Here is a 26,599-nt window from a genome sequence, read left to right on the forward strand (position 1 = left end):
GGCTCACTCCCCGATGTAGAGGATGTCGCTGGTGCCGCGTTCGCCGCCGTTGGAGGGCTGGTTCACGACGTCGCCGTCGAAGTACATCGTCGACGAGCCGCCCCCGTCGAGGTTGTATGCGGTCTCGGCGCCCAGTCCGGTCATGATGTCGGCGAGCTCGGTCAGGGTGGCGCCGCGGCTGTATCCGTCGGCGCGGCCGTCGACGACGACGAAGACGAGGTGGTTGTCGTCGATGACGCCGACGGCGGTGCGCGGCTGTTCGCCCTGGATCGAGTGGTTGCCGACGTTGGTGTCGACCTCGACGTCCTCGATGCCGTCCACGGTCGCGCCGTCCTCGACGATCGCAGGACCGAAACTGAGGGTGTTCCAGACGCCGTCGGCCAGGAGTTCGTCGGCGCTCGTCGTGGTCTCGTCGTACACCCGGACGGTGCCGTCGGCGTAGAAGGCGAGCCCGGTCCGGGCGGGGGAGTCGCGGTAGACGACGCCGTTGCGGATGACGATCCCCGTGTCGCGGAACCCGTAGTAGTCGCCGTTGATCGCGAACACGGCGTCGTTGTCCTCGGCGATGCCGCTCGTGGTCTCGGTGATGTTCTCGCCGAACTGGTCCTTCGCGAAGGCGGACCGCAGGCGGGTGGCATCCGCGAGGACGACGTCGGCGACGTAGTACGTCAGGGTGTCGTCGCCCGAGCCGGTCACGACCTGCGAGACGGTGACGCTCGTCTCGCCGTCGGAGTAGGTGTCGCCGTCGACGGTCCCGGCGGTGGACGCTGACCCGGTGGTCGGGGTCGCGGTCGAGTTCTCGGCCTCGTAGGCCGAGATGTCTGAGATCTCGACGTGTTCGATGAGGAAGCGGTCTGCGGCCCACGCCGTCGCGCCGCCGACGGCGAGCGCGAGGGCGAGGCCGCCGGAGAGGAGGGCGGTGCGGACTCGGCGGGGTCTGGTGATGTGCGGCATCCCTCAGGGATACGGATGCGGCATCGGGCGGACGTTGACCGATCCTGAGAACGGCATTAACGGTGGCGGCGCCGGCCGACTGCCATGATCGAGCCATGGGGGAGACGATGGTCGCGGAGCGACTCGAGCCGGTGCCGGAGAAGAAGCGACGGGAACCGCGTCGTCGGGCGCTGCTGATCGCCGCGATCGCGGTCGGGGCGATCGCCGTGGTGGTCGCCGGGTGGCAGATCGCCGCATGGACGGCGCTCGGCGCGGTGCGGATCGTCTACGACGCCCGTCCGGTCGCCTGCGAGGGTGCCGAGGTGACGCTCGACCCGCCGGGGGCGTCGGACGAGTTCCTGAGCGACGGCGGTTTCGCGGGGGACGAGACGTTCTACTCGCCCGTCGTGGGGGTCGAGCCGGGGATGACTTGCGGGGTCCGGTTCTTCGTCGTCAACGACGGCTGGAGCGAGGTCGATGCCCGGGCCGTCGCGCTCCCGGGGATGCAGAAGGACTTCGTCTCCCTCATCCGGCCGACGATGGTGAATCCGAACGGCCAGATGAGGCTCGCCGACATCGACGACGCGGCGGTCTTCGCGATCGAGGGCATGCCCGTGCCCGCCGGGGATCAGCAGTCCTTCACGGTCATCCTCGAGGCGAACGCTGAGGATGCCGCCGGCTACGAACAGTGCTCCGGTTTCATGCCGAGGCCGCCCCGGGTGACCGTCTCGGCGCTCGGCGTGGAGCGCACCGTCGCATCGCCCGAGGATTCCGGCATCTGGTACTCCGACGGCGCGCGCAGCGACTGCGACTGACGCCGGTACCACACGGCCTCGGCGGACGCACGCCCCTGGCCGGGCCCGCAGCGCGCTGAGAGCGTCGGGACATGCCGACTACTGGTGAGCCCTCGACCTCCATCCCCGCGACCCGCGCGGAGCGCTCCGCGGACCCCTCGCTCGGAGTCGTCTCGCGACCGTTCTGGCGCGACGACTCCGCCGCCCTCCTGACCCGCGGATACCGGTTCGGTGAGCGCATCTGGAGGCGTGCTCCGAAGGGCTCGCGTTCGGCGCCCATGCGTCTGCTCTTCTCCGATGCATTGCTCGTCCGGGGCGCCGAGGGCGTCGCGGCGTTCTACGACGAGGAGCGCGTCGCCCGGCACGGCGCGATGCCGCCCTTCATTCAGGAGACCCTCTTCGGGCACGACTCGGTGCACAGCCTGGACGGCGACGACCATCGACACCGCAAAGCGACGTTCGTCTCGGCGCTGTACGAGGACGAGCAGGTCGCGCGGCTGCGTCCGCACCTCGAACGGGAGTGGCGACACGAGGTCGACGCCTGGATCGCAGGCGGCGAGCAGTCGGCGTACGACGCGGCGGTCGGCGCTCTCGGACGGGCCGTGATGCGGTGGGCCGGGCTGCCGGGAACCGGCGACGCCAAGACGCGGTGGGCGTGCCGACAGGCGCAGATCGTCGACGGGTTCGGGGTGCCGTACTCGCCCGAGTACCTGCTGGCGTTCGCGAATCGACGCTGGTCCGACCGTCACGCCGAGCGCCTGATCCGAGCGGTGCGCGCGGGCCGCCTCGACGCGCAGCCCGACACGGCGCTGAACGCCTGGGCTTGGCACCGCAACCGAGACGGGGAACTGCTGCCCGCGCGCCTCGCCGGCATCGAGCTGCAGAACAGCTTCCGGCCGATGATCGCCGTCGCCCGGTTCACGGCCTTCGCGGCGAAGCGTCTTCACGAGCACCCCGAGTGGCGGGCGCGGATCGCGGCCGAGGTCGCCGAGCGCGGCTCGCTCGTCGACGGCCCGCTCGCGACCGCGTTCGCGCAGGAGATCCGCCGAACGTCGCCGTTCATCCCGATGCTTCCCGCGTTCGCGACGCGGGACATCGAGGTCGACGGTCGCATCGTCCGCGCCGGTGGACGCATCGTGCTCGACATCCTCGGGACCGACATCGACGAGCGATCGTGGGAGAACGCCGGGACCTTCGACCCGGAGCATTTCGTGGGTGTCCGCGATTACGAGTCGATCGCCGCGTTCGTCCCGCACGGCGGTGCCGACGTCACGACGGGGCACCGATGCCCGGGCGAGAAGCTCGCGATCGCCGGACTCGCGGCATCCATCAGCGCGATGAGCGACCCGCGGCTGACGATCCTTCCGACGGGCCTCGACGTGAACGAGCGCCGGATGCCGACGAAGCCCCGCTCCGGCGGGCGCGTCCGCGGGGCCGGCCGGGATGAGGGTGGCGCGCGCTGCCCCTTCCACCGCGCCTGAGGCTGGCAGCAGCCGCCCGATTCAGCGGCCGGTGGGCGGGAGCTTCGCGATGCCGTGGCGGGCGGGCTCGTCCGGTTCCGCGGCGGTCGCCGGGGACGCTGCCGACGCGCCGTGCGGGGAATCGGTGCCGGGATAGGACGGCTCCTCGATCTCGATCGCTCGGTCGCGGTCCTCCTTCTTGGGCAGGTGGTCCAGGGGCTGTCGGATGTCGTCGGATTCGCTCATGTCCCCACGGTCGGACTCCGGCGACGCCGTGGGCAGGGGCTTGCGAGCGTAGAGCGAGTGTGGTGGTCCGGTTCGCGTAGCGTTGAGCGGTGACCGTCGGCATCCATCTGTCCCCGCTCGCCGAGATCCCGGCGACGACCCTCTACCGGATCCTCTGGCTGCGGGTCAGCGTGTTCGTCGTCGAGCAGCAGGCCGCCTACCCCGAGCTCGACGGACGCGACATCGAACCCGGTGCGCTCCTCGCGTGGGCGGAGGAGGACGGCGAGGTCCTCGGGACGCTCCGTCTGCTCGACGAGGGCACACGGTGGCGGATCGGACGCGTCGTCACGAGCGTTCCCGCCCGAGGCCGCGGTGTCGGCGCCGACCTCATGAGCCTCGCGATCGACCACGCCCTCGCGCAGGATGCGTCTCGCCCGTTCGTCCTCGACGCGCAGGAGCACCTCGCGGACTGGTACGGCCGATTCGGATTCGTCGTGAGCGGGCCGTCTTTCGTGGAAGACCGTATCCCGCATGTGCCGATGACCCGTCCCACAGACGCCGAATTGTAAGAGACGGATGCCGGGGGCGCGACCCCCATCTGCGTGACGAGAACGGGCCACACCATCGAGTGATGCTCGAACTGCACTATTCCGATGGCTACGTCGTGACGACGCACGCGATCGCAGATGCGGTGATGCGGTACGCGAAGAGCCTCGCGGAGCACAAGGCCTCGGACCTGATCACCGTCCCCATCTCGACCACCGAGGGCGCGGCGACCTCGTTGATGCTCATCGGCCCGGCGAGCCAGCTCTACACGACGCCGCACACGGGTTTCGCGGTCCGGCTGGACGACGAGTCCGCGGTCATGGACCTCCTCAGCCGCAACGATCGGCTCCTCCATCCCCCGGCGTCGCCCGGGGAGTACCCCTTCGAAGAGGACGACCCCTGGTTCGAGGAGTCGTTCTGAAGCGCGCTCGGTGGCGGGAGCGCAGCCGCCTCGTCCGGTTGGGGCGACTCTGGCGTACGCAGCATCCGGTCACCTTCCGCGAGAAGGTCCGTTACAAGATGCTCCGCGATCACCGTCCGCTCGTGGTCACCTTCGCCGACAAGGCGGCTGTGCGCGACTACGTCGCCGAGCGTGTGGGCGCGCAGTACCTGCCCCACGCCGTCGTGGTCGACGCACCCGCGGAGCTGCTGACGGTGGAGCTGCCCGATGCCTTCGTGCTCAAACCGACGCACGGCAGCGGTGCCGCGATCATCGTGTCGCCGTCGGCACCCGTCGACGCCCGACTGCCGAAGGACGGCAGCTGGGTGTATCGCCATGTGCGGCCCGAACACGCTCCTCGGGAAGAGCTCGTCCGCATCGCGGCGGATTGGGTCTCGCAGCTCTATGGTCAAGGTCCCAACCGTGAGTGGGTCTACGGCAGGGTGCCCCGCCGGATCATCGTCGAGGAGATGCTGGGAGGTGCCGGCGACCGCATCCCCGACGACGACAAGTTCTTCGTCTTCCACGGCCGCGTGCAGTACGTCCAGGTGGATGCCGGCCGGTTCGCGGGCCGCACGCAGGATTTCTTCGATCGATCCTGGAACCACCTGCCGCTGAGCGGCGGTCCGCCCTGGGGCGACCCGACCCCGCCGCGCCCCGCTGCCCTCGGCGAGATGATCCGCATCGCCGAGGCGCTCGCCGCCGAGACCGACTTCGTACGCGTCGATTTGTACGACGTGGATGGCCGCATCGTGTTCGGCGAGCTCACGAGCTTCCCGGCAGGTGGCGACAGCCCCTTCCATCCGGAGTCGTTCAACACGGAGTTCGGCAGCCACTGGGCCGTGCCGAAGCGATACCGATGACCGAGCGGTGGCTCGTCGCCACGACCGAGTACGCCGGGGTGACCGCCTACAGCGGGGGCATCGGACGTCATTACGCGGCGCTGCTTCCCGCGCTCGCGGCGCAGGGGGCTGACATCGACCTCATGGTTTTCGCGGACGGTGCCGCACAGGCGCGAGCGACTCCCGGCATCCGTCGGCTCTTCGTCCACCGGACCGATGGGATGCCGCGCCTGGCCGCGCTGATCCACCGGGCACGCGTCGTGCGCCGGGCCTACCGTCGCGGCGCGTACGACCGGGTGTTCCTGCCCGAGTGGATGGGCCTCGGCGCTGGGCTTCCGCGGGATGCGCAGCTCGTGACGAACCTCGCGACCGGCATGCGGCTCGCGAACGAGGTGTCGGGGCTGCGGCTGCTGGACTTCCCCGCGTGGAGTCGGCCGGCGGTGCGACTGCAGGAGGCGCTGGAGGCGCGGCAGGTGAGACGATCGGCGGGAGTGGTGGCGATCTCACGAGCGATGGCCGAACGGTCTGAGCGGATCTGGGGGCGTCTGCCCGCGGTCGAGGTCGTGCGCAATTGCGTGGCCGTCGGGGCGATCCGGCGCGCTGCCGATTGGGCCGGTCGTCCGCGGGGATGGCCGGGTGGCGAGGGACCGATCGTCCTCTTCCTCGGGCGCGCGGAGCGGCGGAAAGGGGTGATCGACGGTGTCGACGCATTCGCGCACATCGCGGAACGGCATCCAACGGCCCGCCTCGTGCTCGCGGGCGCGGGCGGCGACGACAGGTTCGAGCCGTCCCGCGCGGCGCTGCTCGAGAGGGTGCCGCAGGCGGCGCGGAATCGGGTGACGTTCCTCGGACACGTCGCCGGTGACGATCTCTACGGCGCGACCGCGGCAGCCGATGTCGTGATGTGTCCCTCGCGGTGGGAAGGGTTCGGCAACGTGGCCGTCGAGGTTAAGGCCGTCGGAGTGCCGCTCGTCGTGACTTCGGGTAGCGGATTCGACGACTCCTGTGTCGATGAAGTGGACTGCCTCATGGTGCCGCCGGGCGACCCGCGTGCGCTCGCTGGTGCGGTGATGCGGATCTTCGACGATCCCGGTGATGCGCTCGCCCGGGCGCGGCGTGCCGGTGTCGGAGTCGCTCACTTCGATCCCGCGCCCGTCGCCGCCGACCTCCGGGCGGCGGTCGATCGGTTGATGCGTGGGGCCGGAGTCCGGGCGTAGCCTCGCGCTGTGCGCCCCCTTCGCTACTCCATCAACGTCACCCTCGACGGGTGCGTCGACCACCTCGCCGGCGTCCCCGACCCCGAGACCCACGCGCATGCGGCGCAGCTGATCGCCCGCGCCGATGCCCTCCTGTTCGGTCGCACCGTCTACCGGATGATGGAGGACGCCTGGCGGCCACCGGCATCCGATGCGATGCCGGAGTGGACGCAGCCGTTCGCCCGGACCATCGACGCCGCGAAGAAGCACGTCGTGTCGTCGACGCTCGAGTCCGTGGACTGGAACGCGGAGCTCGTGTCGGGAGACCTGCGCGCCGAGGTCGAGCGACTCAAGGCGATGCCGGGGGAAGGGCTGTACACAGCGGGCGTCACGCTCGCGACGACGCTCGCCGGCTGGGGGCTCATCGACGAATACACCTTCGTCGTCCACCCGCGCATCGCCGGCCACGGCCCGCGACTGTTCCACGGGCTGGCGGGGCCGCTCGATCTCGAGCTCGTCGATCGTGTCTCGTTCGCCTCGGGCGTGGTCGCGGAGACCTACGTCCCGAAGGGCTGAGCGGCCCCCGTCCCGACGCCGCGCGCCCTGACAGGGCAGGCGCTCCGTGTCGGCGAGGGTCGGATCTACGAACGGATGCCGTCGGCACGGCGCCATCCGGCGGCATCCCGCACCACCGCACCGCCGCGCTCGAACGCCTCGAGCCAGCCGGTCATCGGCCACTCGCCCCACCGGCGGTGGAACAGGGCGCCGTTGCGGAGGATGTCGTCGACGTGCTGCCACGGCGGCGAGGTCGTCGGGTGGTACTGGTGGTACGCGTGCGCGCCGCCCGTCCAGACGAGCGGGATGCCGCGCGATCGCATCCGGAACGCGAAGTCGGTGTCCTCGCCGCCGTATCCCTCGTACTCTTCGTCGAACCCGCCGACCCGGCGCCACGTGTCCGGTGTCAGCGCGAACGAGAGCGACCAGAACAGCGCGTAATCCTCGGGTCCCGCTGCGCGTTCCGCGTCGTCCGCGGGCATCGGCCGTGCCGCATGGGGAGAGGTGAAGGCGACGAGGTCGGCGGGGTCGGATGCCGCAATCCCCTCGGCGAGGTAGGTCACCGGTCCGCACAGCACGGCGCCAGCATGGCGCGCGGCGGCATCCCGGTATCGGCGCAGCAGGTCGGGACCGGGGATGCAGTCCGCGTCGAGGAAGACGAGCAGGTCGGCGTCGCCGGCGGCGAGGGCCCCCGCGTTCCGGCCCGCGGCCAGCCGCAGTCCGTCCGGTCCGGGCGGCATGCGGACGATCACGTCGGCGTCCAGCTCGGGCGGCTCGTCCTCACCGATCCAGACGACGACGCGGCGGACGTCCGGCACGCCCGCCAGCCCGCGCAACTGCGCGCGCAGATGGTCGACCCGCGGGGTGGAGCACATGCTCACGACGGCGATGCTCATCGGTCGCCGCGCACCGTGTCGGCGATCGCTGCGGCGGCTCGCTGCGGCGCTCCCGCGACCTCCCAGCGGGCCCACTCCGGGCGCGCGGTCGCGGCACGCTCCACCAGGCCCGGCCACTGGGAGGCATCCGGCCACTCGTCCGACACCTGCGCGAGCCCCGCGCGGCGGAGCGCGCGGCCGGTCTCGCGCTGTTCCTCGAACGGTCGCTCCTGGGGCACGACGATCGCCGGCGCGTGTGCGGCGGCGAGGTCAGCTACCGCGTTCTGCCCAGCGAAGGATACGACGACCGCCGCCGAGACGAGGGCCTCCCACGGGTCCTCCGCCCAGGCGCCGCCCTCGCCGAGCACCCGCCACCGCCGGCCGGTCGCCTTCTCGGCATCCCGGATCGCCGCCGGTCCCACGGCCGACCCGCCCGACCCGGCCAACAGGACGACCTCGTCGGTGCGGGTTCCGCCGGCCCCGCGCGCGGCGAAGCGGCTGATCCCGCCGGTGTGCACGACCTTCTCGCCGAGCGCCTCGAGGTGCGGTGGCGACAGGATGCCGCGGGCCCACGGCGCGAGGACGGTGTCGGCGGCCGCGAATCCGAGCATGTGCGGCCGGTCGACGCGGTGACCTGGCTGCGTCACGACGACGGTGCGAAGGCCGAGCAGGCGGGCGAGGAGCGTCACTTCCACAGAGGTGTCGACGACCATGCCGTCCCATCGGCGCTCCGCCGCGGCGGCCGCGATGGTCGCGAGCCGGCCGCGGTGGCCGACGTGCCCGATCGGAGCCCAGTGCAACATCCCGCCGACGGTCGGGTCGACCGGCTCGCCGCCGTCGTCGTCGCGGTCGAGCACCGTCCACGTCCAGCCGGTCGGCAGTCCCGCCGGGGCCGGCAGGCTGCTGACGCAGTCGACCTCGGCCACCAGGTGGGGGGCGATCGCGAGCAGGCGCGTGACGTGCCCGCGTCCGTGGTGGTGGACGTACCAGCCGAGGCGGGGGATCACGCGGCGCTCTCCGTCTCGAGCAATCGCGCGAAGCTCGCCTCGAGGGCGTCGATGCGCAGGTCGAGGGAGAAGCGACGCTCGGCCGTCTCGCGCACGACCGCGCGGAACGCGGAGTCGCTCCCGCTCGGGAGCATCGCCGCGGCGCGCTCGGTCATCGCGTCGACGTCCCCGGGGGCGACCAGCTGCATGCCCATCGTCGCGGCGGCGATCTCGGGCACACCGCCGACGGCGAAGCCGACGACGGGTGTCCCGCACATGAGAGCCTCGGGGCCGACGAGCCCGAACGGCTCGGCCCACGCCGGTGTCGCGAGGGCGAGTCCGCTGCGACCCACGAGGTTCGCCAGCGGCTCAGGGGCGAGTTCGCCCGCATACTCGACACCGCCGCCCAGCCGGGGGAACATCACGTCGCGGGCGTACTCCTCGTCGCCGATCCGCCCCGCGATCACGAGGCGCCGACCGAGACGCCGGGCCACCTCGACGGCGACGTGGGGTGCCTTCTCGGGGACGATCCGCCCGAACCAGACGAGGTCGTCACCGCCGGGCCCAAGAGCCCACGCCCGGGGATCGACGCCGTTCGGCAGAAGCGTCGAGGGGACACCGGCGGCATCCCACTGCACCTTCGTGTGCGTGCTGACCGAGAGGAACTGCGACCCGTCGCCCGCCGCGGCGACGTGCGCCTCGACGGCGTCGAGGTCGACGGGCGTGTGGAGGGTCGTCACCATCGGGATCCCGAGCTGCGCGGCCCGTTGCAGCGGAAGGGGGTCGAGGCAGTGGTTCGAGACGACGTCGTAGCGCTCCGGGTGCGCCGCGACCGCGTCGAGAGCGAGGCCGAGGGCCGGCAGGCTCACGCGGCGGTAGCTCGAGGGCCAGGTCGTATCGGTCGGTCGAGCGCCCTCGGGCCACACCACCGGCGGCAGGCGGAACTCGCGCGCGTCGGGCAGGAAGTCCGACCCCTCCGGCGCGATGAAGGTCACCTCGTGGCCGCGACGACGGAGAGCGTCGACCTCGGCCCAGACGGCGGATTCGAGGCCGCCGGCGTGCGGGCGACGGATCGGGAACCGCAGCGGGGCGATCACGACGATGCGGAGCGGGCGGGCGCTCACGCGGTACGGCCTTCGAGCGGGTGCGTGCCGTCGAGCAGGCGTCGGTAGAGCTCGGCGTGACGCTCGGCGATCGCGGCATCCATCACGGACCGCACCCCGCGTCGCTGCTCGACGAGCGCGTCGCGCGCGGGACTCGCGGGGCGCGACGCGGGCGCACTCCACAGCGTCCCGAGCGCGGTGGCGAGCTCGTCGGGGTCCGTCCGTGAGAACGAGGCGACCGTACCGTCGTCGTGCTGCTCGGCGAAGAACCCCACCCGCGGGGCCGCGACCGGGACGCCCAGATCCCAGCACAGCTCGAGCCACCCCGAGTGCGTTCCGTGCCGGTACGGCAGGACGCACGCGTCGAGCCGCGCGAGCGCGGCGAAGAGCTCATCGTCCGCGAGGCGCTCGTGCTCGACGAGGTCGAGGGCATCGGATGCCGCGCACAGCTCGCGGACCTCGGCGGCGGCATCCGCGTCGCGCACCCGGTGGTGCAGGCGCACCTCGCCGCGGACGTCATGGCCCGCATCGCGCAGTGCCCGGAGCGCTGCGCCCATGACTCGGACGGTGCCCGGCCCGTCGACACCCGGACGCAGGTCCTTCAGGTGCACGCCGACGACGCGTCCCGAGCCGAGGGCCGGTTCGATCGCGGCCGATCGGGGGAGCACGGACGGGTGCGGGATGACGGTGGCATGACGCCCCCAGCGCTCCCGCACCGTGCGGGCGGCGCCCACCGTCAGCGTCGTGACGGCGTCCGCGCCGACCATCAGCTCGTCGAGCTGAGCGAGATATGCGGAGCTGTCGCCGAGCTGGGGGTGCTCGAGGTCGTGGAGCGTGAAGACGACCGGCCAGCCGACGGCGTGGGCGGCGTCCAGGCATGCGGTGAGGTGCCCGGGTGGGAACGACTCCGTGCCGAAGTGGATGTGGAGGAGCGACGCCTCGTCCGCGTACGCGCCGATCCACGCCGGGTCGAGAGCGGCCGGTGGCCACCAGACGGCAGGATCCGTCCCCGGAGCGACGGGATCGGCGAGCACGGTGACCCGGGGATCGGCCGTCGCACGCTGCACGTACGGATGCCCCGCCGGGATCGACACGATCGTGATCGAGGCGGCGGACTCCGCATCCGTCGTCGTGCCGATGCGCATGGTCGTGTCCACAGATCTCCTTCCGACGCCGTCGCGCCGACCAGGGGTGTGGGTGCGTCTTGACGCCCCGACCGTACGCAACGAATCGTCCCAGGCGAGGGGGCTTGACCCCGTGCTCACCGCCGGATATCCATGCGAAGTGATCTCTGCTCCTCCGCTCCTGCTCGTCCTCGGTCCCGAAGGGCACGGCGTCACCCGTTACGGCCGGGATGTCGCCGACGCGGTCCTCGCCCGCGACGCCGGTGCGAGGGTGTTGCAGGTCGCAGACGTCGCGGCCGGCGATCGGGTGCTCGCCGAGGTGGATGCCGGTGCACCCGTCCACCTCCACGCGACGGATCGGCTCTTCGGCACCACGCCCGAGGACGCCGCCGAGGTCGTCGAGCGCTGGGCGCGGCTCAGCCGCCTATCGCTGACGCTGCACGACGTGCCGCAGCCCTCCGACGGCACCATGTTCGAGCGTCGCCGCTCCGCGTACGCCCGCATGATCACCGCCGCCGAGCGGGTCGCCGTCAACAGTCGCCACGAGCAGCTGCTCATGGCGGAATTCCTTCCCGGCACGGCTCCGGCCCACGCCGTCGCCCTGGGCACGCGAACGGACGTTGCGCGCGTCTCGTCGGTCGGCGCCGACCGCGACCTCCGCGTCCTCATCGCCGGTTTCGTCTACCCCGGCAAGGGGCACCGGCCTGCGGTGGTCGCCGCCGCACGCGCCGCCGAGACCCTGAGGTCCCGCGGTGAGGACGTGGGCGAGGTCGCCGTCCGCGCGATCGGCGCCCCCTCGCGCGGCCACGAGGACGACGTCCTCCGGCTCCGCGACGAAGCGGCCCGCCTCGGCGTCGCATTCGAGGTGACCGGGTTCCTGGACGACGCCGCGTTCGGTCGCGAACTGGTCGCCCCCGGCATCCCCCTCGCCGCGCATGAACACGTGTCGGCGTCCCGGTCGATGCTCGACTGGGTCGAGGCCGGTCGCCGCCCGCTCGTCGTCGACTCCCGCTACGCCGCCGAGATGGACGAGCTGCGTCCCGGGACCATCGCGCGCTACACCGCCGATGAGCTCGCGCCGCGGCTCGCCGACGCGTGGCTCGATCCGGCCTCCACCCGACTGGCCGCCGAGGCGTCGCTCGCCCCGACGCTCGACGACGTTGCGACGTCCTACCTCGCCTGGTGGGCGAGCGCGTGACGCCGCGGGGGATCGCCCTGCCCGGCAACCGCTGGGACCTTCTGGACGGACGTCGACCGGATGCCGCGCCCACCGTCTCGGTCGTCGTGGCGCACTACGAGCAGCCCGAGCAGCTCGCACGCTGCCTCGCCGCTCTCGGCGGCCAGGACCACCCCCGCGACCGTCTCGAGGTGATCGTCGCCGACGACGGCTCCACCGAGCCGCCCCGGGTGCCCGAGGGCGTCCGGCTGGTGCGCCAGGCCGACGAGGGCTTCCGCCTTGCGGCCGCCCGGAACCTGGGGGCATCCCACGCGACCGGTGACGTCCTCGTCTTCCTCGACGCCGACACGGTCCCCGAACCCGGTTTCATCCGGGAGCTGACACGGATGCCGGGGCTCGCCCCAGACGTGGTCGTCGTCGGCAGGCGGCGCCACGCCGATCTCACCGGTGCAGCCGTCGTCGCCGACATCCGTCCCGTCGTCGCTGGGCGCGAGCTGCCCGAACCGGCGTGGCTGACCGACGCCTATCGGCGTTCGCGCAACCTGCTCGAGGCGGACGACCGCAGCTATCGGCACACGATCGGCGCCGTCCTCGCGTGCAGTCGCATCATCTTCGACGCGACCGGCGGCTTCGACGAATCCTTCCGCTCCTACGGCGGTGAGGACTGGGAGTGGACCTACCGGGCCTGGCTGAAGGGTGCGCTCCTGGCCCATGTCCCGCAGGCGGTCGCCTGGCACGACGGCCCGGATGCCGGGGCCCGAGACGAGCACGACCGCGCCCGCCGTAACGCCGAGGCCGTCCTCCTCGCCGATCTCATCCCCGTGCCCGGGTCGCGGCCGCACGGTCGGCCGACCGACCGCGTCGACGTCGCAGTGACGGCACCGCCCGGAGCGTCCGAGGGCGCCGCGTTCGTGAGCGTCGACTCGGTCCTCGCGGCCGTCCCGGGGTCGGAGTGGGTGGATGCCGCCGACCTCGCCGAGGCCCGAGGGCGCCTGGACCGCGTGCGTGTGCACGTCGAGATCGTCCGGCCCGTGCGCGTCGATCGGATTCTCGGCGACCTCGTCGACAGCATCGCCCGAGACGGGCTGGGCGTCGTCACCGTTCGCGCCGACGACGGCACTGTGCTCCTCCGCATCCGATCGTCGCGTGCCGCCGCCCGGGAGGAGAGGTGGGGCCGGGATGACCTGTTCCCCCGCGCGTCGGAGCGCGTCAACGGGGTCCGACTCCTGGTCGGCGAGCCCGACGTCGCCGCCTACCTCGGCGGGTGGGGCTGAGTCGCCGAGGTCCTTCCGCGTCGCGTGTCGACGGGGTCTTCGGCATCCGTGTGACGGATCGTGTTGTGCCCACGGCCCGGGTCTGGTTTCATATCGACGGGGACACCGGTCGTGCCCGCCTGGGGAGGCGTGCACACCGGCGACGAATGGGATCGTCGCCGGCGCCGGTCTAACGCACACATCTCTCGCTCGGGGTGTGCGCGACTGGGGAAGAGCATGGGGACAGTGGGGACAGTCGTCGCATCGGCGACGAGCCGTACGCGCATAGACGCGCCGATCGGCCGCGCTATCGCGCGCGCCCTCGTTCCCATCCGATTGGTGGGCGGCTCCGAAAAGCAGCTGTCGGCGGCCGTACCTGATGCGACGCGCGCGCCGGCGCACGACTCCGCAGTGAGTGCCCGACGGCGCGCTGCGACACGACATCGAGACGGCACCGGCGACGGCGCCGTCCGGGCGGCGGCGTGAGTCGCCGCGGGACGCTCTTGGGGAGCGTGTACGACATGGGGAAATGTGGGGGGACACACGTGAGCAGAAGATTGAACATCGCCGTCATCGGCGCGGGGTACTGGGGGCCGCAGCTGGCGCGCAATCTGCGCGCGAGCCGGGAGTGGAACCTTGCGGCCATCTGCGACGTCGACATCGACCGCGCCCGCCGGGTGGCTGATGCGGTGGGAGGGGCGCCGGTCACGGCGGAGATCGAGTCGGTGCTCGCCGACCCGCTCATCGACGCGATCGCCATCGCGACGCCGGCCGCCGCGCACCATGCCATCGCCATGGCGGCTCTCGACGCCGGCAAGCACGTCATGGTCGAGAAGCCCCTGGCCGACACGCAGAAACGGGGCACCGAGATGGTGCGCCGGGCATCCGAGCGAGGTCTCGTCCTCATGGTCGACCACACGCAGTGCTACACGCCGGCGGTGATGAAGATGCGTGAGCTGATCGCCGGAGGTGAGCTCGGCGACATCCTGTTCGTCGACAGCGTCCGCATCAACTTCGGCCTCACGCAGCCCGACGTCGACGTGTTCTGGGACCTCGCGCCTCACGAACTGTCGATCATGGACTTCATCCTGCCGGACGGCCTGCAGGCGACATCGGTGGCGGCGCACGGCTCCGACCCGATGAACACCGGCAAATCGTGCATCGGCCATCTCACGATGCCGCTCGACGGGGGAGCGATGGCGCACGTCCACGTCAACTGGCTGAGCCCCACCCGCACGCGTCGCATGGTGATCGGCGGAACGCGCCACACCCTCGTGTGGGACGACCTCGACCCGCAGCAGCGCCTCAGCGTCTACGACCCGGGTGTCGATGTCTCGTCGATCTCTCGAGCCACCGCGCAGGATCGTCGCGCCGCGACCAGCTTCCGCATCGGAGGCATCCGCGCACAGGCCGTCGAGGAGCGCGAGGCCCTCGGGACGGTGGTCTCGGAGTTCGCCGCCGCCATCCGCGAGAAGCGAACGCCGCGCACGAGCGGCGCGGCGGGGCTGCGGGTGCTGTCGATCCTCGACGCGGCCGCCGGCAGCCTCGCAGCGTACGGCGTCCCGCAGCCTCTGCGGCATGCGCGCCGCTCGGCCGGAGTCGCCGCGTGACGACCTCACCGGCGGCCGGCATCCCGCTCGCCGACCGGGCTCGGGGAATGAGTCCGGTGCGGGATGCGGCCGACCGTGGCTGAGTCCAGGATCGAGGTTCTGGTCCCCTGCCTCGGCCCGCAGGAGGCCGAGGCGGTGGCCCGCGTCGTCGCCGCAGGGTGGATCGCGGAGGGACGGGCGGTCGCCCGGTTCGAGGAGGAGTTCGCCCGCGTCATGCGGGCGCCCTACGCTGCGGCCGTCTCGAGCGGGAGCGCCGCGCTGCAGCTGGCGCTGGTCGTGGCCGGCGTGCGGCCCGGCGATGACGTGGTCGTCCCGTCGCTGGCGTTCATCGCCACGGTGAACGCCGTCCGGCACGTCGGAGCGACCCCCGTGTTCGCCGATGTCGACCCGTACACCGGCACTGTCACGGGGGCGACTGTCGACCGCGTGCTCACCCCGACGACGACGGCGGTGGTCGTCGTCGACCATGCGGGCGTACCCGTCGACCTGGACGACATCCGCTCCGTGACGGATCCCTTCGGAATCGTCGTGATCGAGGACGCCGCGTGCGCGGCGGGCTCGACGTACCGCGCGCAGCCGGTCGGCGCGACGGCAGAGCTCACGGCGTGGTCGTTCAGCGACCGATCCATCCTCACCACCGGCGAGGGCGGCATGCTCACGACCACGCACGCCCGGTGGGCCGCGCGGGCGAAGCGCCTCCGCGAACACGCCGCCGACGCGGCGTCCGGGGGCGACGGTCTGCTGCTGCCGCGGGCCGAGGAGTATGCGGAGGTGGGCTGGGACTGTCGGATGACCGATCTGCAGGCCGCCGTGGGTCTCGTACAGCTCGCCAGGCTGCCCGAGATCCTCCGCCGGCGGCGCGAGATCGCCGACCGTTACCGGCGGGAGCTCGCGGGCGTCGCCGGACTTCGCCTCGTCGCCGATCCTGCGTGGGGCGAAGGCAACGCGCATGACCTCTGGGTCGAGGTCGGAGGAGAGTACCCGCTTGACCGCGACCGGGTGATCGAGGCGCTCCGTAAGGCGGGGGTGTCCGCTCGACGCGGCACCCGGGCCGCGCACCGTCAGGCGCCGTACCGATCGCTGACTCCTCCGGAGGGCCTGCCCGGAACGGCTCGGCTGACCGACGGCACGCTCGTCCTCCCCGTCCATCACGCGCTCACGGATGCCGAGCAGGGCCGCATCATCGCGACCCTGGTCCAGGCTCAGCGTGCGGTCGTGACGGCGGCGGAGATCGGTCGCTGATCGGCGGCATCCTCCGCTGAGGAGTCGAGCCCCGGCGTCGCGTGATCGCGACCGGGGTGCCGGCTCACGCCCGAGTCGGACGTATCGTCATCGATCCATCAGGCGGGCACGGACGGACGGGGGGAGGTCCGGCCGTGCCCGCGTGCGGGTGACGGTTCATGCATCGTGGTGAGCCGAGGATCGGCGGTCGGCCAGAGAGGCCTGCGGTCCCTCGATGAGGTCTCGCGTCGCTGATCGCTTCGGCTCGAGCATGAGCCGCCACATCTTTTCGAGTCCGGCTCGCCCGACCCACCGGGGGGCGTGCGCGGCTCGACCTGTCAGAAAATCCATCACGGTGTCGGCAGCCAGGAGCACACGCGCACCCGTGGCCTGCCCGTAGGTGTCGATCCACTCTTCCTGGGTGGCCCTGTCGACGCAGACGATCACGAGATCCGTGTCGGTGTACCGGAGCTGTTCCGCGATCTCCGCGGACGCGTCCGGTGACGAGACCTGTTCCCGCGTCGGCGTCCAGTGGCCGATGAGTGCGACGCCGGGCCATTCGGCCATCACTCGTCGGTGGAGCGTCTCGCGCTCGTCCGCCGACCCGCCCACCACTGCGACGCGCCACCGCTCGGCGCTCGCCCGGTTCAGGACGTCACCGATCAGATCACCGCCGGCCAGCCGCGGCCACTCCGCGCCGGTCACGCGCCTGGCCCGCGCGGCGACGCGTCCGTCCTCGATCAGGGTCAGATGTCGGATGCCGCCGGCGTCCGGCGCCTCGTGGTGCGGGTGGCCGAGCGTCGCCGGGACGACCGCGAGCGGCGAGAGCCGACGGTCATGGATGGTGTCGGCGATCACCTCGCACGCGCCCTGCGCATCGGTGAGGTGGACGTCGGTGCCCGCGATGCGGACGGTCGGCGGCCCCATCGGCGAGGGTCGCGGTACGACCTTCTGGGCGGCGAGCGACCCGCGCAGGCGAAGGGTGCGTATCGGCGACGTCACCGCGCGCATGGCCATCAGTCGGCCCGCCGCGTGCGCCGCGCCGAGACGCGTGTCGAGCAGTGCTGTCCTGCATCGACGGCGCGACGCAGCCGGCGCGCAGTCGTGTTCCGTTCTGTCCCCATGAACGTTCCGTCCCCCCAAACATCGACCAGGTCCCAGACCTGTGCCCCCAATGCGGATCCGATCCGCTGTCCCCGTTACCGACGCCGGTCCCCGTCGGCGTCTGCGCGGTGAGCCGAACCCCTCGGTCACCGCACTCTCTCCCCCTGGTCGCTCAGCGACCGACCACGCGTCGCCCCTCACGACGCGTGGAATGTGGGCCCTTCGTACGTGTTCGTTGCGCGAACGAAGGCGTACGAAGAGCCCAGGCAGACATGGTTACGGCCCCCAAGCTCGCCCCCACTTCCTCTGCTGCCGCCTTGTGCCGTGTCAACTCCCCAAAGCCTCTACGGCGGCGATATCGGAACGCTACAACCGAGTCGCCCGTCCACCAATAGGGGGACAAACCTAATCTGTTGTCCCCCAAACGGGGGACAACTAGGGGATCTGATTAGGGGTTCGTGGAGGCAAACACGGGAGGTCTTTCGACCGGATCGGAGATAACGTGACGGCTGTACATCGAGCGCGCCCACCTGAGGCGCGGGCTCGAATGCCTTTGGGGAGGCTGTTATGTGGGGGAACATCTGGCGTGCCACGATCGTGGTCGCCGTCATCGCAGGGTCCGGCTCGACGCCGGCGTTCGCCGCGGACGGATCGTACGTCCCGAGCAGTCCGCCGGACGGCGGGCTCGACGGATCGGTCGTGCAGGCGCTGTGCGTCGATGAGGCGCCCACGATCGACTACTCGATCGTGCGCGTCGCCGCGACGGCGAGTGCGCGCAGCCTCTCGACCGGGCCGGTGACGGTGTCGACCGCTCTGGCCGCGTCGTCGACGGTGCGGGTCGCCGTTGCGACGGCTGCGGCCTCGACACCGACCGCCGAGCTCGTGATCCGGGGGGATGGGCAGGAGATCGCCGTCCCGCTGCGGGTGGATGCCGCGGGTGAAGGCTCCGGCAGCATCCTGTGGCCCGGCGTCGAGGTCTCTGGCGACGGCACCGTCGAGGCTCTGCCCGGCTGGGTGCGTTCCGGCGACCAGTGGGAGCCCCGCAACGACGCCGCCGCGTGGACCACGGGCGACGTGACGGCTCAGCTGCGGGTCGGGGGCGAGCGTATCGATGTTCCGCTCGCCTACCCGGGCTACTCCGACGACTGCGCGACGCCGGTCGGCGTCGCGTCGGGAAGCGTCTCCCGCGGGTTGGCGCAGACGGGCGGACAGTGGCCCGTCGCCGCGGCCGTGGGCGGAGCCGCTGCCGTGGTCGCCGGTGTCCTCCTCGTCGCGCGTCGTCGCCGCCGGGTCGAGTCGTGAGAAGGCGCCGTCGACTGATCCTGGTCGCCGGCGCCCTCCTCCTCATCGGGACCGCTGCCGCGGCCGTGCACGTCGGTCGCTCGGCATGGGATCTCAAGGAGGCGCTCGATGTTGCGGGGGACGACGCGGCCATCGCGGTGAAGGCCGTCGGCTCGGGTGACATCGACGGCGCGAAGGCCGCGGCCGACCGACTCGTCGACGGTATCTCGCACGAGATCCCGGACGACCCGGTCTGGTACGCGGCGGAGGCACTCCCCGGAATCGGACCGAACCTCTCCGCGGCGCGACGCGCGGCCACCGCGGTCGTCGACGTGGCGGATGACGTCGCTCCCGCCGTCCTCGACACGGCACGCGGCCTCGAGGGCGCCGACGCCGCGGGAGCGGTCCGCGTCCTGCGACACGCAGCTCCGGCCCTCACCCGCGCGGCGGCGGCGCGCGACGACGTCGCGGAGGATCTCGCCGACATCGACCGGAACGCCCTCGTCCCGCAGCTGGCGAACGGTGTCGGCCGTGTCGTCGACGCCGTCGACGACATCCAGCCGCTGACGGACGGTGCGGCTCAGGCGGCCGACCTGGTGCCGACGATTCTCGGTGCCGAGGGCGACCGGCGCATCCTGGTCGTCCTGCAGAACACCGCGGAACTGCGTACCGGGGGCGGCATCACGGGGACCTTCCTCGAGCTCCGGGCCCACGGCGGCATCCTCACGCTCGGGGCGCAGCGCGACTCGTCGCAGTTCTCGCCGGCGGCATCACCGCTGACGGCGGTGCCCGCCGCGGAGGTGCGATCCCTGGGTGACGGGATCGGCCGCTACGTGCAGAACTCGTCGATGACCGCGGACTTCCGGGTGACGGCTCAGCTCGCGTCGGCGTGGTGGCAGAAGTCGGGCGAGACGGCACCGGACGTCGTCGTCTCGATGGACCCCGTCGTCCTCTCCGCGATCCTCGGCGCCATCGGTCCGGTCGAGACGTCTGCCGGCGTTCTCAACCAGAAGAACGTCATCGACAGACTGCTCGTCGAGCCCTACCGGACGCTCGACCAGGACGCCCAGGGGCGTCTGTTCTCGGATGCCGCGGCCGCCGTGTTCACGGCCCTCACCGAACGGGCCCGTCCCGCCGCGATGATCCCCGGCCTCGTGGGAGCGGTCGAGGAGGGGCGGATCTCGGTCTGGAGTCGTCACCCCGACGAGCAGAAGGTCCTCGCCCGAACCGCGCTGGCCGGCCCGCTCGCGAGGCAGGATGCCGCCGGCCCGAACGCCTTCGCCGCCTACTTCAACGACGCGACGGGCGGCAAGCTCACCCCGTACCTGACGGTGGGACTCGCGACGCGCTCGGGGGTGTGTCGCGCCGACGGTCTCCGCGAGGTGGAGGTGGAGGTGTCCCTCGGCAGCACGCTGACGAAACGGGATGCCGAGACGTTGCCCGTCAGCGTCACCGGAGGTGGGTTCTACGGTGCTGCGGCAGGCGACATCGCGCCGACGGTCACGGTCGTCACGCCGCCGGGATGGTTCGCGGGTGGGGTGACGCTCGACGGCGCAGCCGCGGCATCCGTCGATGCCGGGGAGGACGGCCGTGTCCTCGTCACCCGTCGGGTCGACCTCGCACCGGGGGGATCGCACGTCCTGACGTTCCGATTCATCGCCGGACCGGAGGTCCCGTCCGGCGCGGCGACACCCGAGCTCCTCCACACTCCGTTGCTGAAGCGGGTCGACGTCGCCTCGTCGGATATCGGGTGTCCCGCCGCTTGAGGTGAGGCCGCTCACCTCAAGATCTCGCGAATGTCTATTCGGGAAGAGAGCTTTCCTCTAGCATTGAAGCGCCATCCCCCTACGGTTGCCGGGCCGTTCCCCAAGCGGTCTTGACGCGCATTGTCCCCAAACGTGTCCGTCTCTGGCATCCCGGATGGCTTCGCGGACCCCCTCCCGCCGCAGTCCCCACTGAACTGGCCCGAGGGGGTCCGCCCTTTCATGGGCGTTCGTCAGCGGCTTTCAGCGTTGTCCGTGCCGCCGTCCTCGGCGCCGACGATCGCTTGGAGTTTGGCGATCAGGTCGGTACGCGAGGTGGCGCCGATCCGGCGCCGGATGCGTGCGATGTGGTGCTCGGCAGTGCGCGGCGAGATGAAGATGGCCTCGCCGATCTCGGCGTAGGTCATGCCGCGAAGGACGAGGCCCGCCACCTCGCGCTCGCGCGCGCTCAGCAGGCCGCTGTCGCCGAGAGCCACATCGTTGGTCGCGCTCCCTGGCGCCGCGCTCGGGTGGAGCGTCCGAGCGAACGCAGCGAGTCGGATCCCCGTCCGGCGATCGCGCGAGCGCTCCGAAAGGGTGATGGCCAGGCGCGCGCCCTCCCACCCGAGGCCCATCTCAGCCATGCGCGACGCGACCTCTTCGATGCGTTCCGCGGCGCCCTCGTCGACCCGGTTCCGCGACCACTCGGTGGCGGCGGCCGACAGGGCCCCCGCAAGTCGCGACCCGCGCGCGACGGCGGAGAGCGTCCGCACCGTCTGCGCCTGCCCGTGCGGGTCCCGCGCGAGCATCGCTCGCTGGAAAGAGGACCACGTCAGCGGAACCGACCACATCAGCGGGTCACCGAGGCCGTGGAGGATCCCGTTCAGCGTCTCGAGTGCGGGTGCCACCCGCTCGGAGTCGTCGAACATCGGAGCGGTCTCGATGAACTCGCGCAGGGGGTGGAGGAGGAAGAGGTCCGGTTCGACGTGACGGACATCGTCCCGCACCCGCATCCACAGGGCACGCAGTTCGTCGAGCGAACCGTACCGTCGCACGTGGGCGAGCATGACGGCGTCGCGGACGAGGATCTCGCGACTGCTCAAGGGGAGGAATGAGGCATCCACATCCGCCAACCGGGCGGCCGACTCCTCGGGATGCTGCCGGTGCACGGCGACCCACGCGGCCCAGAGCAGCAGCCGCGAGCGAGCCCACGGGCCGCCGTGGTCGTCCATGAGCGCATCGCCGAGGATGTTCGCGGCGGTCTGCAGTTCGCCGAGGTTGATGGCGCCGATCGCGGCGATGACCGCCGGCAGTTCGGGGACCGGACCGTTCTCACCGGAGTCCCCGTAGGTCTCGCTGGCGCGGACGAGTTCGTCGAACGCGCCGCCCGCAGGCCAAGTGAGCGAAGCCGCCAGGCCCCTCATCAGCTTGGCGTGGGCCACCCTCAGCGTCGTCGGGACTCCTCCGGTACCCGCGTTCAGTCGGTCGACCGCATCGAGCAGAGGCCCGCCGTCTCCCGTGCCGAACGAGGCGAGGGCGCCCTGCGCGTAGAGGAGGAAGTCGTGACCGGGCTGCGCGCGGTAGGTCATGGCGCTCGCGCGGAGGAATCCGCGCGCACTCCACGCCGAGCCGAGGATGCGGAGCGCTTCGCTGTGATCGTCGCCCTCCGCCGACAGGGCGACGGCGTCGACGAGGGAGGCGGCCTCGTCGATGTCGCCTCGGTCCCACGCCATGCGCGCCTTCCTGAGCGCGATGCGGTTCGGATCCGCCCCGGCGGCGAGCGCCGCGTCGTAGAGTTCCGTGGCCCGGGCGAAGTCGTAGGTCGCGGCCTGGTCCGCGTGAGCCTGGAGGACCCGGGCCAGACGCGCGTCGACGTGGCCGCCGAGCGACGATGCCACCTCGGCATCCAGCGACGGGATCGACGACGTGTCGAGCAGGTCGATCAGCTGGGCGACAGGCGTCGTCCGGGTGACGGTCGTCCGGACGATCGGCACGGGGCGACCTCCGCGAAGCAGGAGTCCTTCGGCATGCCCGACGGCGAGCGCGGCCGCCACTGCGTCGTCTGTCGCTGCCGGCAGATCTTCGTCGCCGCCGAGGCTCGCGCGGCGGACGACGGCGGCGACGGGTGGCTCGAGCGTGTCGAGGCGCAGCGCGATCACCTCTCCGACGGCACGGATGACGCGCTCGTGCGAAGGGTCGCGGCAGTAGCCGTCACCGTGCGCGGCGAGTGCCTGCTTGACGAGCCAGGTCACGGATGCCGCCATCCGGACGATCGCTCCGATGCACCCCGGGTCGATCGACCGACCGGCCTGCTCGACGGCGCGGGCGACGTCTTCGGTGTCGACCTGCCCCACAGCCAGGGCCGGTCGGGACTGCTCGATGCGTCGGATCAGTGCCGTCAGCGCCGGTGTCCACGGCCACGGGCGGCAGCTGACGACGAGTCCCGCGCCCGGGTCGTCGAGGTGCCGGTCGAGGACGCGGACCTGGTCATCGGACAAAAGGTGCGCGTCGTCGACGAAGAGGGTGTCCTCAACGTGCGAGACCCGTCGGGATATCTCGTCGAGGAGGGGGCTCTTGTCGGAACCCGCGGGGCCGACCACCACGAGACGGGCCGGGCGGTTCTTCGAGCTCAGTTCCTCTTCGACGTGGGTCAAGGCGAGTTGCGGCCACAGGAGGAGAGAGGGCGGAAGACCGGCGGACATCGCAGCCAGTGCCATCGCGTTCCCCTTCCCCTGGACGGAACGAGCAGACACCCGTCGACGATGCTCCGGCGTCACACCGCTCACCTGCACCCGAGCCCAGATTCGGGTCCGACCCGGGGTTTCCCGCCTGCGGCGAGGTTGTGCGAAATCTACCACCGCCCCCACTCCGCGCGGGGCGGAATGTGAAAACAGTGGAGTGTGTGGTCTCAGGGTCGCCGAGTGGAAGGCTCGCGGCGCCGTGTGTAGGTCAGGCTCACCTAACCCGATTTTCTCCACCTGACCGGGGAGAAAAGGCGGAACTTAGGCTGTCCGAACCGCGGGGGTCAGCGCGTACTCTCGAGCCACGACCACTGAAGGAGGCTCTCATGAGCACCACTCTCGACGACCTGCCCCGCGTGTCCGAGTGCAACGCCCTCGGCTGCTCGTACAACGACCACTCGCACTGCCACGCCGCCGCGGTGACCATCGGTGGGACGCCCGGTGACGCCGAGTGCGCCACGTTCATCCCCCTCGGCACGAAGGGCGGCCTCGACAAGGTCGTCAGTCACGTCGGCGCCTGCCAGCGCGCCGAGTGCGTCTTCAACTCGTCGCTCGAGTGCACCGCCGCGACGGTGCGCGTGGGACCCGGAGCGGAGTCGGCCGACTGCCTCACGTACCAGGCCGCCTGACACCCGCCCTCGCGCGCGCCTACTTCGCGGTCCAAGCGGCGGGCGGCGCGCTCTGGTGGGTCGCCGTCTTCACGGTCCCCGTCGTCAGTGAAGCCACGCTGGGGAGCATCGATCCCTTCGTGATGGCGAGCCTCGACATCCCTCTCTTCGTGATCGCCTCGGCACTCGCGGCGACGGCGATCCGCGCAGCAGCCGTCATCGCCACGGGCTGGACGCTGCTCGTCACCGTCTTCCTCGCGCTCTTCGCGGTGGCGACGACGGAGGCGGGATGGGGTGCCGTCCTCATGACCGCGGCGGCCGCGGCATCCGTTCTCGCCGCCACCGTCATCGTGCACGGGTCCCTTCCCACGCACTGGCTCATGGTGGGGCCCTTCCGGATCCGCCCTGCGTCGCCGGGAGCGACGGTGCGTAGCCATGTCGGAGCGACGGCTCTTCAGATCGTCGTGTTCTGGGGCCTGGCGCTCGGAGTCGTTCCCGCGGTCATCGTCTGGGTCGAGACGAGATGGATGCTGCACGTGCCGGTACCTGCCGGGGCGCGTGGCGCCGGTGTCGCCCTCTTCATCGTTGCGAGTGCCGTCGGGTTGTGGTCCGGCGCCGTGATGTCGACACAGGGTGAGGGCACGCCGCTGCCGATCGCGACGGCGCGGCGCCTCGTGATCCGCGGCCCCTACCGTTTCGTCCGGAACCCGATGGCGGTCGCGGGCATCGCACAGGGCGTCGCGGTCGGGATGATGCTCTCGTCGTGGCTGGTGGTTCTTTACGCCGCCTGCGGCTCCGTCGTGTGGAACGCGGCGATCCGCCCGCACGAGGAGCGCGACCTCGAGGCGCGGTTCGGAGATGAGTTTCTGCGGTACCGGGAGCGGGTGCGGTGCTGGGTGCCGCGTCTGACGCCCGTCGCGGTCGATCAGCCCGCGGCTTCTCCGGCGGGAGCCTCGGCCGAGTAGACCTCGACGGCGTCGTCGGCCAGCACGAACTGCAGGCGGGTGCCGATGGCGAACTTCTCGCGCAGGGCGGCCGGCGTGGTGCTCGACACCACCAGGCTCGATGCCGGCGCGAAGGGCTCTGCTGCGCAGCTCGTGTACCAGGCTCCCGACCACCCGTCCTCGGGGGAGGCGCTCCAGGCTTCGTCCGGCAGGATCTGCAGGCACCGCGCCTTGACGCCGTCGCCGGTGTCGTAGTGGGCGACGATCGGTGTCATGCCCGCGAGTGCGCGGTAGATGCGGCCGTCCTCGGGTGGAGCGCTCAGGACCTCGGGCCAGGCCCGTTCCGCGTCGAGGGGGAGCGACGTGACGTGGGTGACCTCGACGTCGGCAGGGCTCGTGGCCCCCGCGGTCAGGGCGGGGGCGCTCGCCGCCGCGGTGATGCCGACCGAGAGGGTGGCGACCGCCGCGAGGGATCCCGCCCACGCGAGGCCCGCCAGCACGCGTCGCCGACCCGCATCGGTGCCGGTAGTTGCTCGTGCGGCGCGGAGGTCGGCGGCGACGGCGGCCGGTACCGTCGGCGCGGGAGGCGCCGACGGTCGGGGTGTCTGCTGTTGGGGTGTCTGCTGTCGGGGCGCTTCTGGAACTCCGTCGACCACGGGCGGGCGGTGTCTCTCGTCGCGGGCGCGCGTCTCGAGCTCGGCGAGCCGGCGTCGCGCGGGGGGATCGTCGTCCAGGCCGCCGCCGGGCCCGTACGCTCTGGCCTGCAGCGCGCGCAGCTCTGCGCTCAGGCCGTCGTCCATCAGAGCCCGAGAGTCTCGGGGGCGATGGATCCCGCCTCGGCCTCGACCTCGGCCAGCGACTTGGTCTGCAGGAAGGTGCACAGCATCGACACCATCGCGAGCTCGCCCGAGAGCTCCAGTGTGCGACTGGCGTTGAGCTTGAGGTCCAGCTCGCGCGCCTCGAAGGTGATGCCCCAGTGGATCGAACCGAGAGGCTCGGGCTGGATGTAGGTGAGCGTCATCGAGTCGAGGAGGTTGAGCGCGATCAGGCCCGTGTCGAGCCCGTCGGTCCCGTCCTGCGGGATGACCTTGACCCGATCGCTGATGGGATACCCCAGCGCGGCGAACTCCTCGAGCCATCGCTCGAGCATCTCCTTGCTGTGGAACGGCATGAGCAGTCTCCTGGAGGAACGCCGGATGGGACGCGACCATTATCACCCGTGCGACCTGCGAAGGGCATCCCGCCTAGGCTCGACGGATGGCCATCGGATCCACGATGCACACGTTCACCGTGCACCTCGCCGACGTCGATCGCGGCGTCTACGACGAACTGTCGCTGCGCATCGCGCGGCATCCGTCCGAGACGGCGGCGAACGTCCTCCTCCGCGTGCTCGCGTACGCCCTCGAGTATGAAGACGGGATCGCCTTCAGCGAGGGCATCTCGGCGACCGCCGAGCCGGCGGTCCTGATCCGCGATGCGACGGGTCGGATGACGGCGTGGATCGATGTCGGTGCTCCGGATGCCGCGCGTCTGCACTCGGCCAGTAAGGTGGCCGACCGGGTCGCGGTGTACACCCACCGCGAGCCGAACCGCCTCGCGCAGGCGTGGGCGGGGAAGACGATCCACCGCGCGGCCGACATCCCGGTCTTCAGCTTCGATCGCGACTTCGTGGACGATGCCGCTTCCGCTCTGGAGCGGCGCAGCACACTCACCGTGTCGGTCACCGAGCGGCAGCTCTACCTCGACGTCAACGGCCGGTCCACCTCGTCGGCCATCGCGGAGCAGCGGGTCGGCTGACGCGACCGGCGCACGCTGTCAACCCCGATGGGGGAGGTTTCGC

The 26,599-nt window shown here is 71.6% G+C and carries 26 protein-coding genes; 16 read left to right on the top strand and 10 right to left on the bottom strand.

Annotated features, from left to right (window positions below; genetic code table 11):
* Positions 1-3: 3 nt before the first annotated feature.
* Positions 4-954: a phosphodiester glycosidase family protein gene (locus MRBLMI1x_RS04285; protein WP_363456430.1), complete on the bottom strand. Its 951-nt coding sequence runs from the start codon at positions 952-954 to the stop codon at positions 4-6.
* Between the two features lie 95 nt (positions 955-1,049).
* Between MRBLMI1x_RS04285 and MRBLMI1x_RS04290 the strand changes: the two genes are divergently transcribed.
* Positions 1,050-1,748: a hypothetical protein gene (locus MRBLMI1x_RS04290; RefSeq protein ID WP_363456433.1), complete on the top strand. Its 699-nt coding sequence runs from the start codon at positions 1,050-1,052 to the stop codon at positions 1,746-1,748.
* Between the two features lie 71 nt (positions 1,749-1,819).
* Positions 1,820-3,208 carry a cytochrome P450 gene (locus MRBLMI1x_RS04295; protein WP_363456436.1) on the top strand — a complete coding sequence of 463 codons (1,389 nt, stop codon included), beginning with the start codon at positions 1,820-1,822 and terminating at the stop codon, positions 3,206-3,208.
* A gap of 21 nt (positions 3,209-3,229) precedes the next feature.
* Here MRBLMI1x_RS04295 and MRBLMI1x_RS04300 read toward each other — a convergent pair whose 3' ends face one another.
* Positions 3,230-3,433: a hypothetical protein gene (locus MRBLMI1x_RS04300; RefSeq protein ID WP_018185693.1), complete on the bottom strand. Its 204-nt coding sequence runs from the start codon at positions 3,431-3,433 to the stop codon at positions 3,230-3,232.
* 89 nt (positions 3,434-3,522) lie between these two features.
* Between MRBLMI1x_RS04300 and MRBLMI1x_RS04305 the strand changes: the two genes are divergently transcribed.
* The 5 genes from MRBLMI1x_RS04305 (at position 3,523) to MRBLMI1x_RS04325 (ending at position 7,011) form a co-directional block, all read left to right on the top strand.
* Positions 3,523-3,981: a GNAT family N-acetyltransferase gene (locus MRBLMI1x_RS04305; protein ID WP_363456440.1), complete on the top strand. Its 459-nt coding sequence runs from the start codon at positions 3,523-3,525 to the stop codon at positions 3,979-3,981.
* 62 nt (positions 3,982-4,043) lie between these two features.
* Positions 4,044-4,379 carry a hypothetical protein gene (locus MRBLMI1x_RS04310; RefSeq protein WP_363456443.1) on the top strand — a complete coding sequence of 112 codons (336 nt, stop codon included), beginning with the start codon at positions 4,044-4,046 and terminating at the stop codon, positions 4,377-4,379.
* A 38-nt stretch (positions 4,380-4,417) separates the two neighbouring features.
* On the top strand, positions 4,418-5,260 hold the full coding sequence (locus tag MRBLMI1x_RS04315; RefSeq protein WP_363456446.1) for an ATP-grasp fold amidoligase family protein: 843 nt from the start codon (positions 4,418-4,420) through the stop codon (positions 5,258-5,260).
* The gene (locus tag MRBLMI1x_RS04320) at positions 5,257-6,456 is read left to right on the top strand and encodes a glycosyltransferase family 4 protein (protein ID WP_363456449.1); all 1,200 of its coding nucleotides are present in this window, start codon (positions 5,257-5,259) and stop codon (positions 6,454-6,456) included. The genes MRBLMI1x_RS04315 and MRBLMI1x_RS04320 overlap by 4 nt, the downstream gene beginning before the upstream one ends.
* A gap of 9 nt (positions 6,457-6,465) precedes the next feature.
* A complete protein-coding gene (locus MRBLMI1x_RS04325; protein ID WP_363456452.1) occupies positions 6,466-7,011 on the top strand; it encodes a dihydrofolate reductase family protein in 546 nt (181 codons plus the stop codon).
* A 65-nt stretch (positions 7,012-7,076) separates the two neighbouring features.
* On the opposite strand, the gene MRBLMI1x_RS04330 is transcribed toward MRBLMI1x_RS04325, so the two are convergent.
* Genes MRBLMI1x_RS04330 through MRBLMI1x_RS04345 form a run of 4 tightly spaced genes read right to left on the bottom strand, consistent with a single transcriptional unit; the run spans position 7,077 to position 11,111 of the window.
* Positions 7,077-7,865, bottom strand: coding sequence for a glycosyltransferase family 2 protein (locus MRBLMI1x_RS04330; protein ID WP_363457811.1), 789 nt, complete (start codon positions 7,863-7,865; stop codon positions 7,077-7,079).
* A gap of 17 nt (positions 7,866-7,882) precedes the next feature.
* On the bottom strand, positions 7,883-8,872 hold the full coding sequence (locus MRBLMI1x_RS04335; RefSeq protein WP_363456455.1) for a glycosyltransferase: 990 nt from the start codon (positions 8,870-8,872) through the stop codon (positions 7,883-7,885).
* Complete coding sequence (locus MRBLMI1x_RS04340; protein ID WP_363456458.1) at positions 8,869-9,975, bottom strand: glycosyltransferase; 1,107 nt, start codon at positions 9,973-9,975, stop codon at positions 8,869-8,871. Before MRBLMI1x_RS04340 ends, MRBLMI1x_RS04335 begins: the two co-directional genes overlap by 4 nt.
* The gene (locus MRBLMI1x_RS04345) at positions 9,972-11,111 is read right to left on the bottom strand and encodes a hypothetical protein (protein WP_363456461.1); all 1,140 of its coding nucleotides are present in this window, start codon (positions 11,109-11,111) and stop codon (positions 9,972-9,974) included. Before MRBLMI1x_RS04345 ends, MRBLMI1x_RS04340 begins: the two co-directional genes overlap by 4 nt.
* A gap of 127 nt (positions 11,112-11,238) precedes the next feature.
* Between MRBLMI1x_RS04345 and MRBLMI1x_RS04350 the strand changes: the two genes are divergently transcribed.
* From MRBLMI1x_RS04350 to MRBLMI1x_RS04365, 4 genes are all read left to right on the top strand, one after another.
* Positions 11,239-12,276: a hypothetical protein gene (locus tag MRBLMI1x_RS04350; RefSeq protein WP_363456464.1), complete on the top strand. Its 1,038-nt coding sequence runs from the start codon at positions 11,239-11,241 to the stop codon at positions 12,274-12,276.
* A complete protein-coding gene (locus MRBLMI1x_RS04355; RefSeq protein ID WP_363456467.1) occupies positions 12,261-13,529 on the top strand; it encodes a glycosyltransferase family 2 protein in 1,269 nt (422 codons plus the stop codon). Before MRBLMI1x_RS04350 ends, MRBLMI1x_RS04355 begins: the two co-directional genes overlap by 16 nt.
* Before the next feature lie 524 nt (positions 13,530-14,053).
* Positions 14,054-15,118 (top strand): Gfo/Idh/MocA family protein, encoded by a 1,065-nt coding sequence (locus tag MRBLMI1x_RS04360; RefSeq protein ID WP_020097840.1) that lies wholly within the window; start codon positions 14,054-14,056, stop codon positions 15,116-15,118.
* Positions 15,119-15,181: 63 nt separating this feature from the next.
* Positions 15,182-16,360, top strand: a complete 1,179-nt coding sequence (locus MRBLMI1x_RS04365; protein WP_363456471.1) for a DegT/DnrJ/EryC1/StrS family aminotransferase — start codon at positions 15,182-15,184, stop codon at positions 16,358-16,360.
* 156 nt (positions 16,361-16,516) lie between these two features.
* Here MRBLMI1x_RS04365 and MRBLMI1x_RS04370 read toward each other — a convergent pair whose 3' ends face one another.
* The gene (locus MRBLMI1x_RS04370; protein ID WP_363456474.1) at positions 16,517-17,350 is read right to left on the bottom strand and encodes a WecB/TagA/CpsF family glycosyltransferase; all 834 of its coding nucleotides are present in this window, start codon (positions 17,348-17,350) and stop codon (positions 16,517-16,519) included.
* Between the two features lie 660 nt (positions 17,351-18,010).
* On the opposite strand from MRBLMI1x_RS04370, the gene MRBLMI1x_RS04375 reads away from it, so the two are divergent.
* Positions 18,011-18,745: an LPXTG cell wall anchor domain-containing protein gene (locus MRBLMI1x_RS04375; protein WP_018185678.1), complete on the top strand. Its 735-nt coding sequence runs from the start codon at positions 18,011-18,013 to the stop codon at positions 18,743-18,745.
* Positions 18,742-20,490 (top strand): DUF4012 domain-containing protein, encoded by a 1,749-nt coding sequence (locus MRBLMI1x_RS04380; RefSeq protein WP_363456477.1) that lies wholly within the window; start codon positions 18,742-18,744, stop codon positions 20,488-20,490. Before MRBLMI1x_RS04375 ends, MRBLMI1x_RS04380 begins: the two co-directional genes overlap by 4 nt.
* A gap of 230 nt (positions 20,491-20,720) precedes the next feature.
* Here the strand turns inward: MRBLMI1x_RS04380 and MRBLMI1x_RS04385 are convergent, their stop codons facing one another.
* Complete coding sequence (locus tag MRBLMI1x_RS04385) at positions 20,721-23,183, bottom strand: helix-turn-helix transcriptional regulator (RefSeq protein ID WP_363456480.1); 2,463 nt, start codon at positions 23,181-23,183, stop codon at positions 20,721-20,723.
* Positions 23,184-23,533: 350 nt separating this feature from the next.
* Between MRBLMI1x_RS04385 and MRBLMI1x_RS04390 the strand changes: the two genes are divergently transcribed.
* Complete coding sequence (locus MRBLMI1x_RS04390; RefSeq protein ID WP_018185675.1) at positions 23,534-23,836, top strand: DUF1540 domain-containing protein; 303 nt, start codon at positions 23,534-23,536, stop codon at positions 23,834-23,836.
* A gap of 122 nt (positions 23,837-23,958) precedes the next feature.
* On the top strand, positions 23,959-24,780 hold the full coding sequence (locus tag MRBLMI1x_RS04395) for a methyltransferase family protein (RefSeq protein WP_363456485.1): 822 nt from the start codon (positions 23,959-23,961) through the stop codon (positions 24,778-24,780).
* Here MRBLMI1x_RS04395 and MRBLMI1x_RS04400 read toward each other — a convergent pair.
* Both MRBLMI1x_RS04400 and MRBLMI1x_RS04405 read right to left on the bottom strand, forming a co-directional pair.
* Positions 24,741-25,559, bottom strand: coding sequence for a hypothetical protein (locus MRBLMI1x_RS04400; RefSeq protein WP_363456488.1), 819 nt, complete (start codon positions 25,557-25,559; stop codon positions 24,741-24,743). The genes MRBLMI1x_RS04395 and MRBLMI1x_RS04400 overlap by 40 nt on opposite strands.
* A complete protein-coding gene (locus tag MRBLMI1x_RS04405; protein ID WP_363456491.1) occupies positions 25,559-25,930 on the bottom strand; it encodes a hypothetical protein in 372 nt (123 codons plus the stop codon). Before MRBLMI1x_RS04405 ends, MRBLMI1x_RS04400 begins: the two co-directional genes overlap by 1 nt.
* An 86-nt stretch (positions 25,931-26,016) precedes the next feature.
* On the opposite strand from MRBLMI1x_RS04405, the gene MRBLMI1x_RS04410 reads away from it, so the two are divergent.
* Positions 26,017-26,556 (top strand): YaeQ family protein, encoded by a 540-nt coding sequence (locus MRBLMI1x_RS04410; RefSeq protein ID WP_363456494.1) that lies wholly within the window; start codon positions 26,017-26,019, stop codon positions 26,554-26,556.
* Positions 26,557-26,599: the final 43 nt, after the last annotated feature.

The organism is Microbacterium sp. LMI1x-1-1.1, assembly GCF_040676205.1.
GTDB lineage: Bacteria > Actinomycetota > Actinomycetes > Actinomycetales > Microbacteriaceae > Microbacterium > Microbacterium aquilitoris.

Coding starts and splice junctions, on each gene's coding strand:
- MRBLMI1x_RS04320 (WP_363456449.1), top strand. CDS start 5,257: ATGACCGAGCGGTGGCTCGTCGCCACGACCGAGTACGCCGGGGTGACC.
- MRBLMI1x_RS04290 (WP_363456433.1), top strand. CDS start 1,050: ATGGGGGAGACGATGGTCGCGGAGCGACTCGAGCCGGTGCCGGAGAAG.
- MRBLMI1x_RS04390 (WP_018185675.1), top strand. CDS start 23,534: ATGAGCACCACTCTCGACGACCTGCCCCGCGTGTCCGAGTGCAACGCC.
- MRBLMI1x_RS04295 (WP_363456436.1), top strand. CDS start 1,820: ATGCCGACTACTGGTGAGCCCTCGACCTCCATCCCCGCGACCCGCGCG.
- MRBLMI1x_RS04365 (WP_363456471.1), top strand. CDS start 15,182: ATGCGGCCGACCGTGGCTGAGTCCAGGATCGAGGTTCTGGTCCCCTGC.
- MRBLMI1x_RS04370 (WP_363456474.1), bottom strand. CDS start 17,350: ATGCGCGCGGTGACGTCGCCGATACGCACCCTTCGCCTGCGCGGGTCG.
- MRBLMI1x_RS04405 (WP_363456491.1), bottom strand. CDS start 25,930: ATGCCGTTCCACAGCAAGGAGATGCTCGAGCGATGGCTCGAGGAGTTC.
- MRBLMI1x_RS04330 (WP_363457811.1), bottom strand. CDS start 7,865: ATGTGCTCCACCCCGCGGGTCGACCATCTGCGCGCGCAGTTGCGCGGG.
- MRBLMI1x_RS04375 (WP_018185678.1), top strand. CDS start 18,011: ATGTGGGGGAACATCTGGCGTGCCACGATCGTGGTCGCCGTCATCGCA.
- MRBLMI1x_RS04300 (WP_018185693.1), bottom strand. CDS start 3,433: ATGAGCGAATCCGACGACATCCGACAGCCCCTGGACCACCTGCCCAAG.
- MRBLMI1x_RS04400 (WP_363456488.1), bottom strand. CDS start 25,559: ATGGACGACGGCCTGAGCGCAGAGCTGCGCGCGCTGCAGGCCAGAGCG.
- MRBLMI1x_RS04395 (WP_363456485.1), top strand. CDS start 23,959: ATGGCGAGCCTCGACATCCCTCTCTTCGTGATCGCCTCGGCACTCGCG.
- MRBLMI1x_RS04410 (WP_363456494.1), top strand. CDS start 26,017: ATGGCCATCGGATCCACGATGCACACGTTCACCGTGCACCTCGCCGAC.
- MRBLMI1x_RS04310 (WP_363456443.1), top strand. CDS start 4,044: ATGCTCGAACTGCACTATTCCGATGGCTACGTCGTGACGACGCACGCG.
- MRBLMI1x_RS04285 (WP_363456430.1), bottom strand. CDS start 954: ATGCCGCACATCACCAGACCCCGCCGAGTCCGCACCGCCCTCCTCTCC.
- MRBLMI1x_RS04385 (WP_363456480.1), bottom strand. CDS start 23,183: ATGGCACTGGCTGCGATGTCCGCCGGTCTTCCGCCCTCTCTCCTCCTG.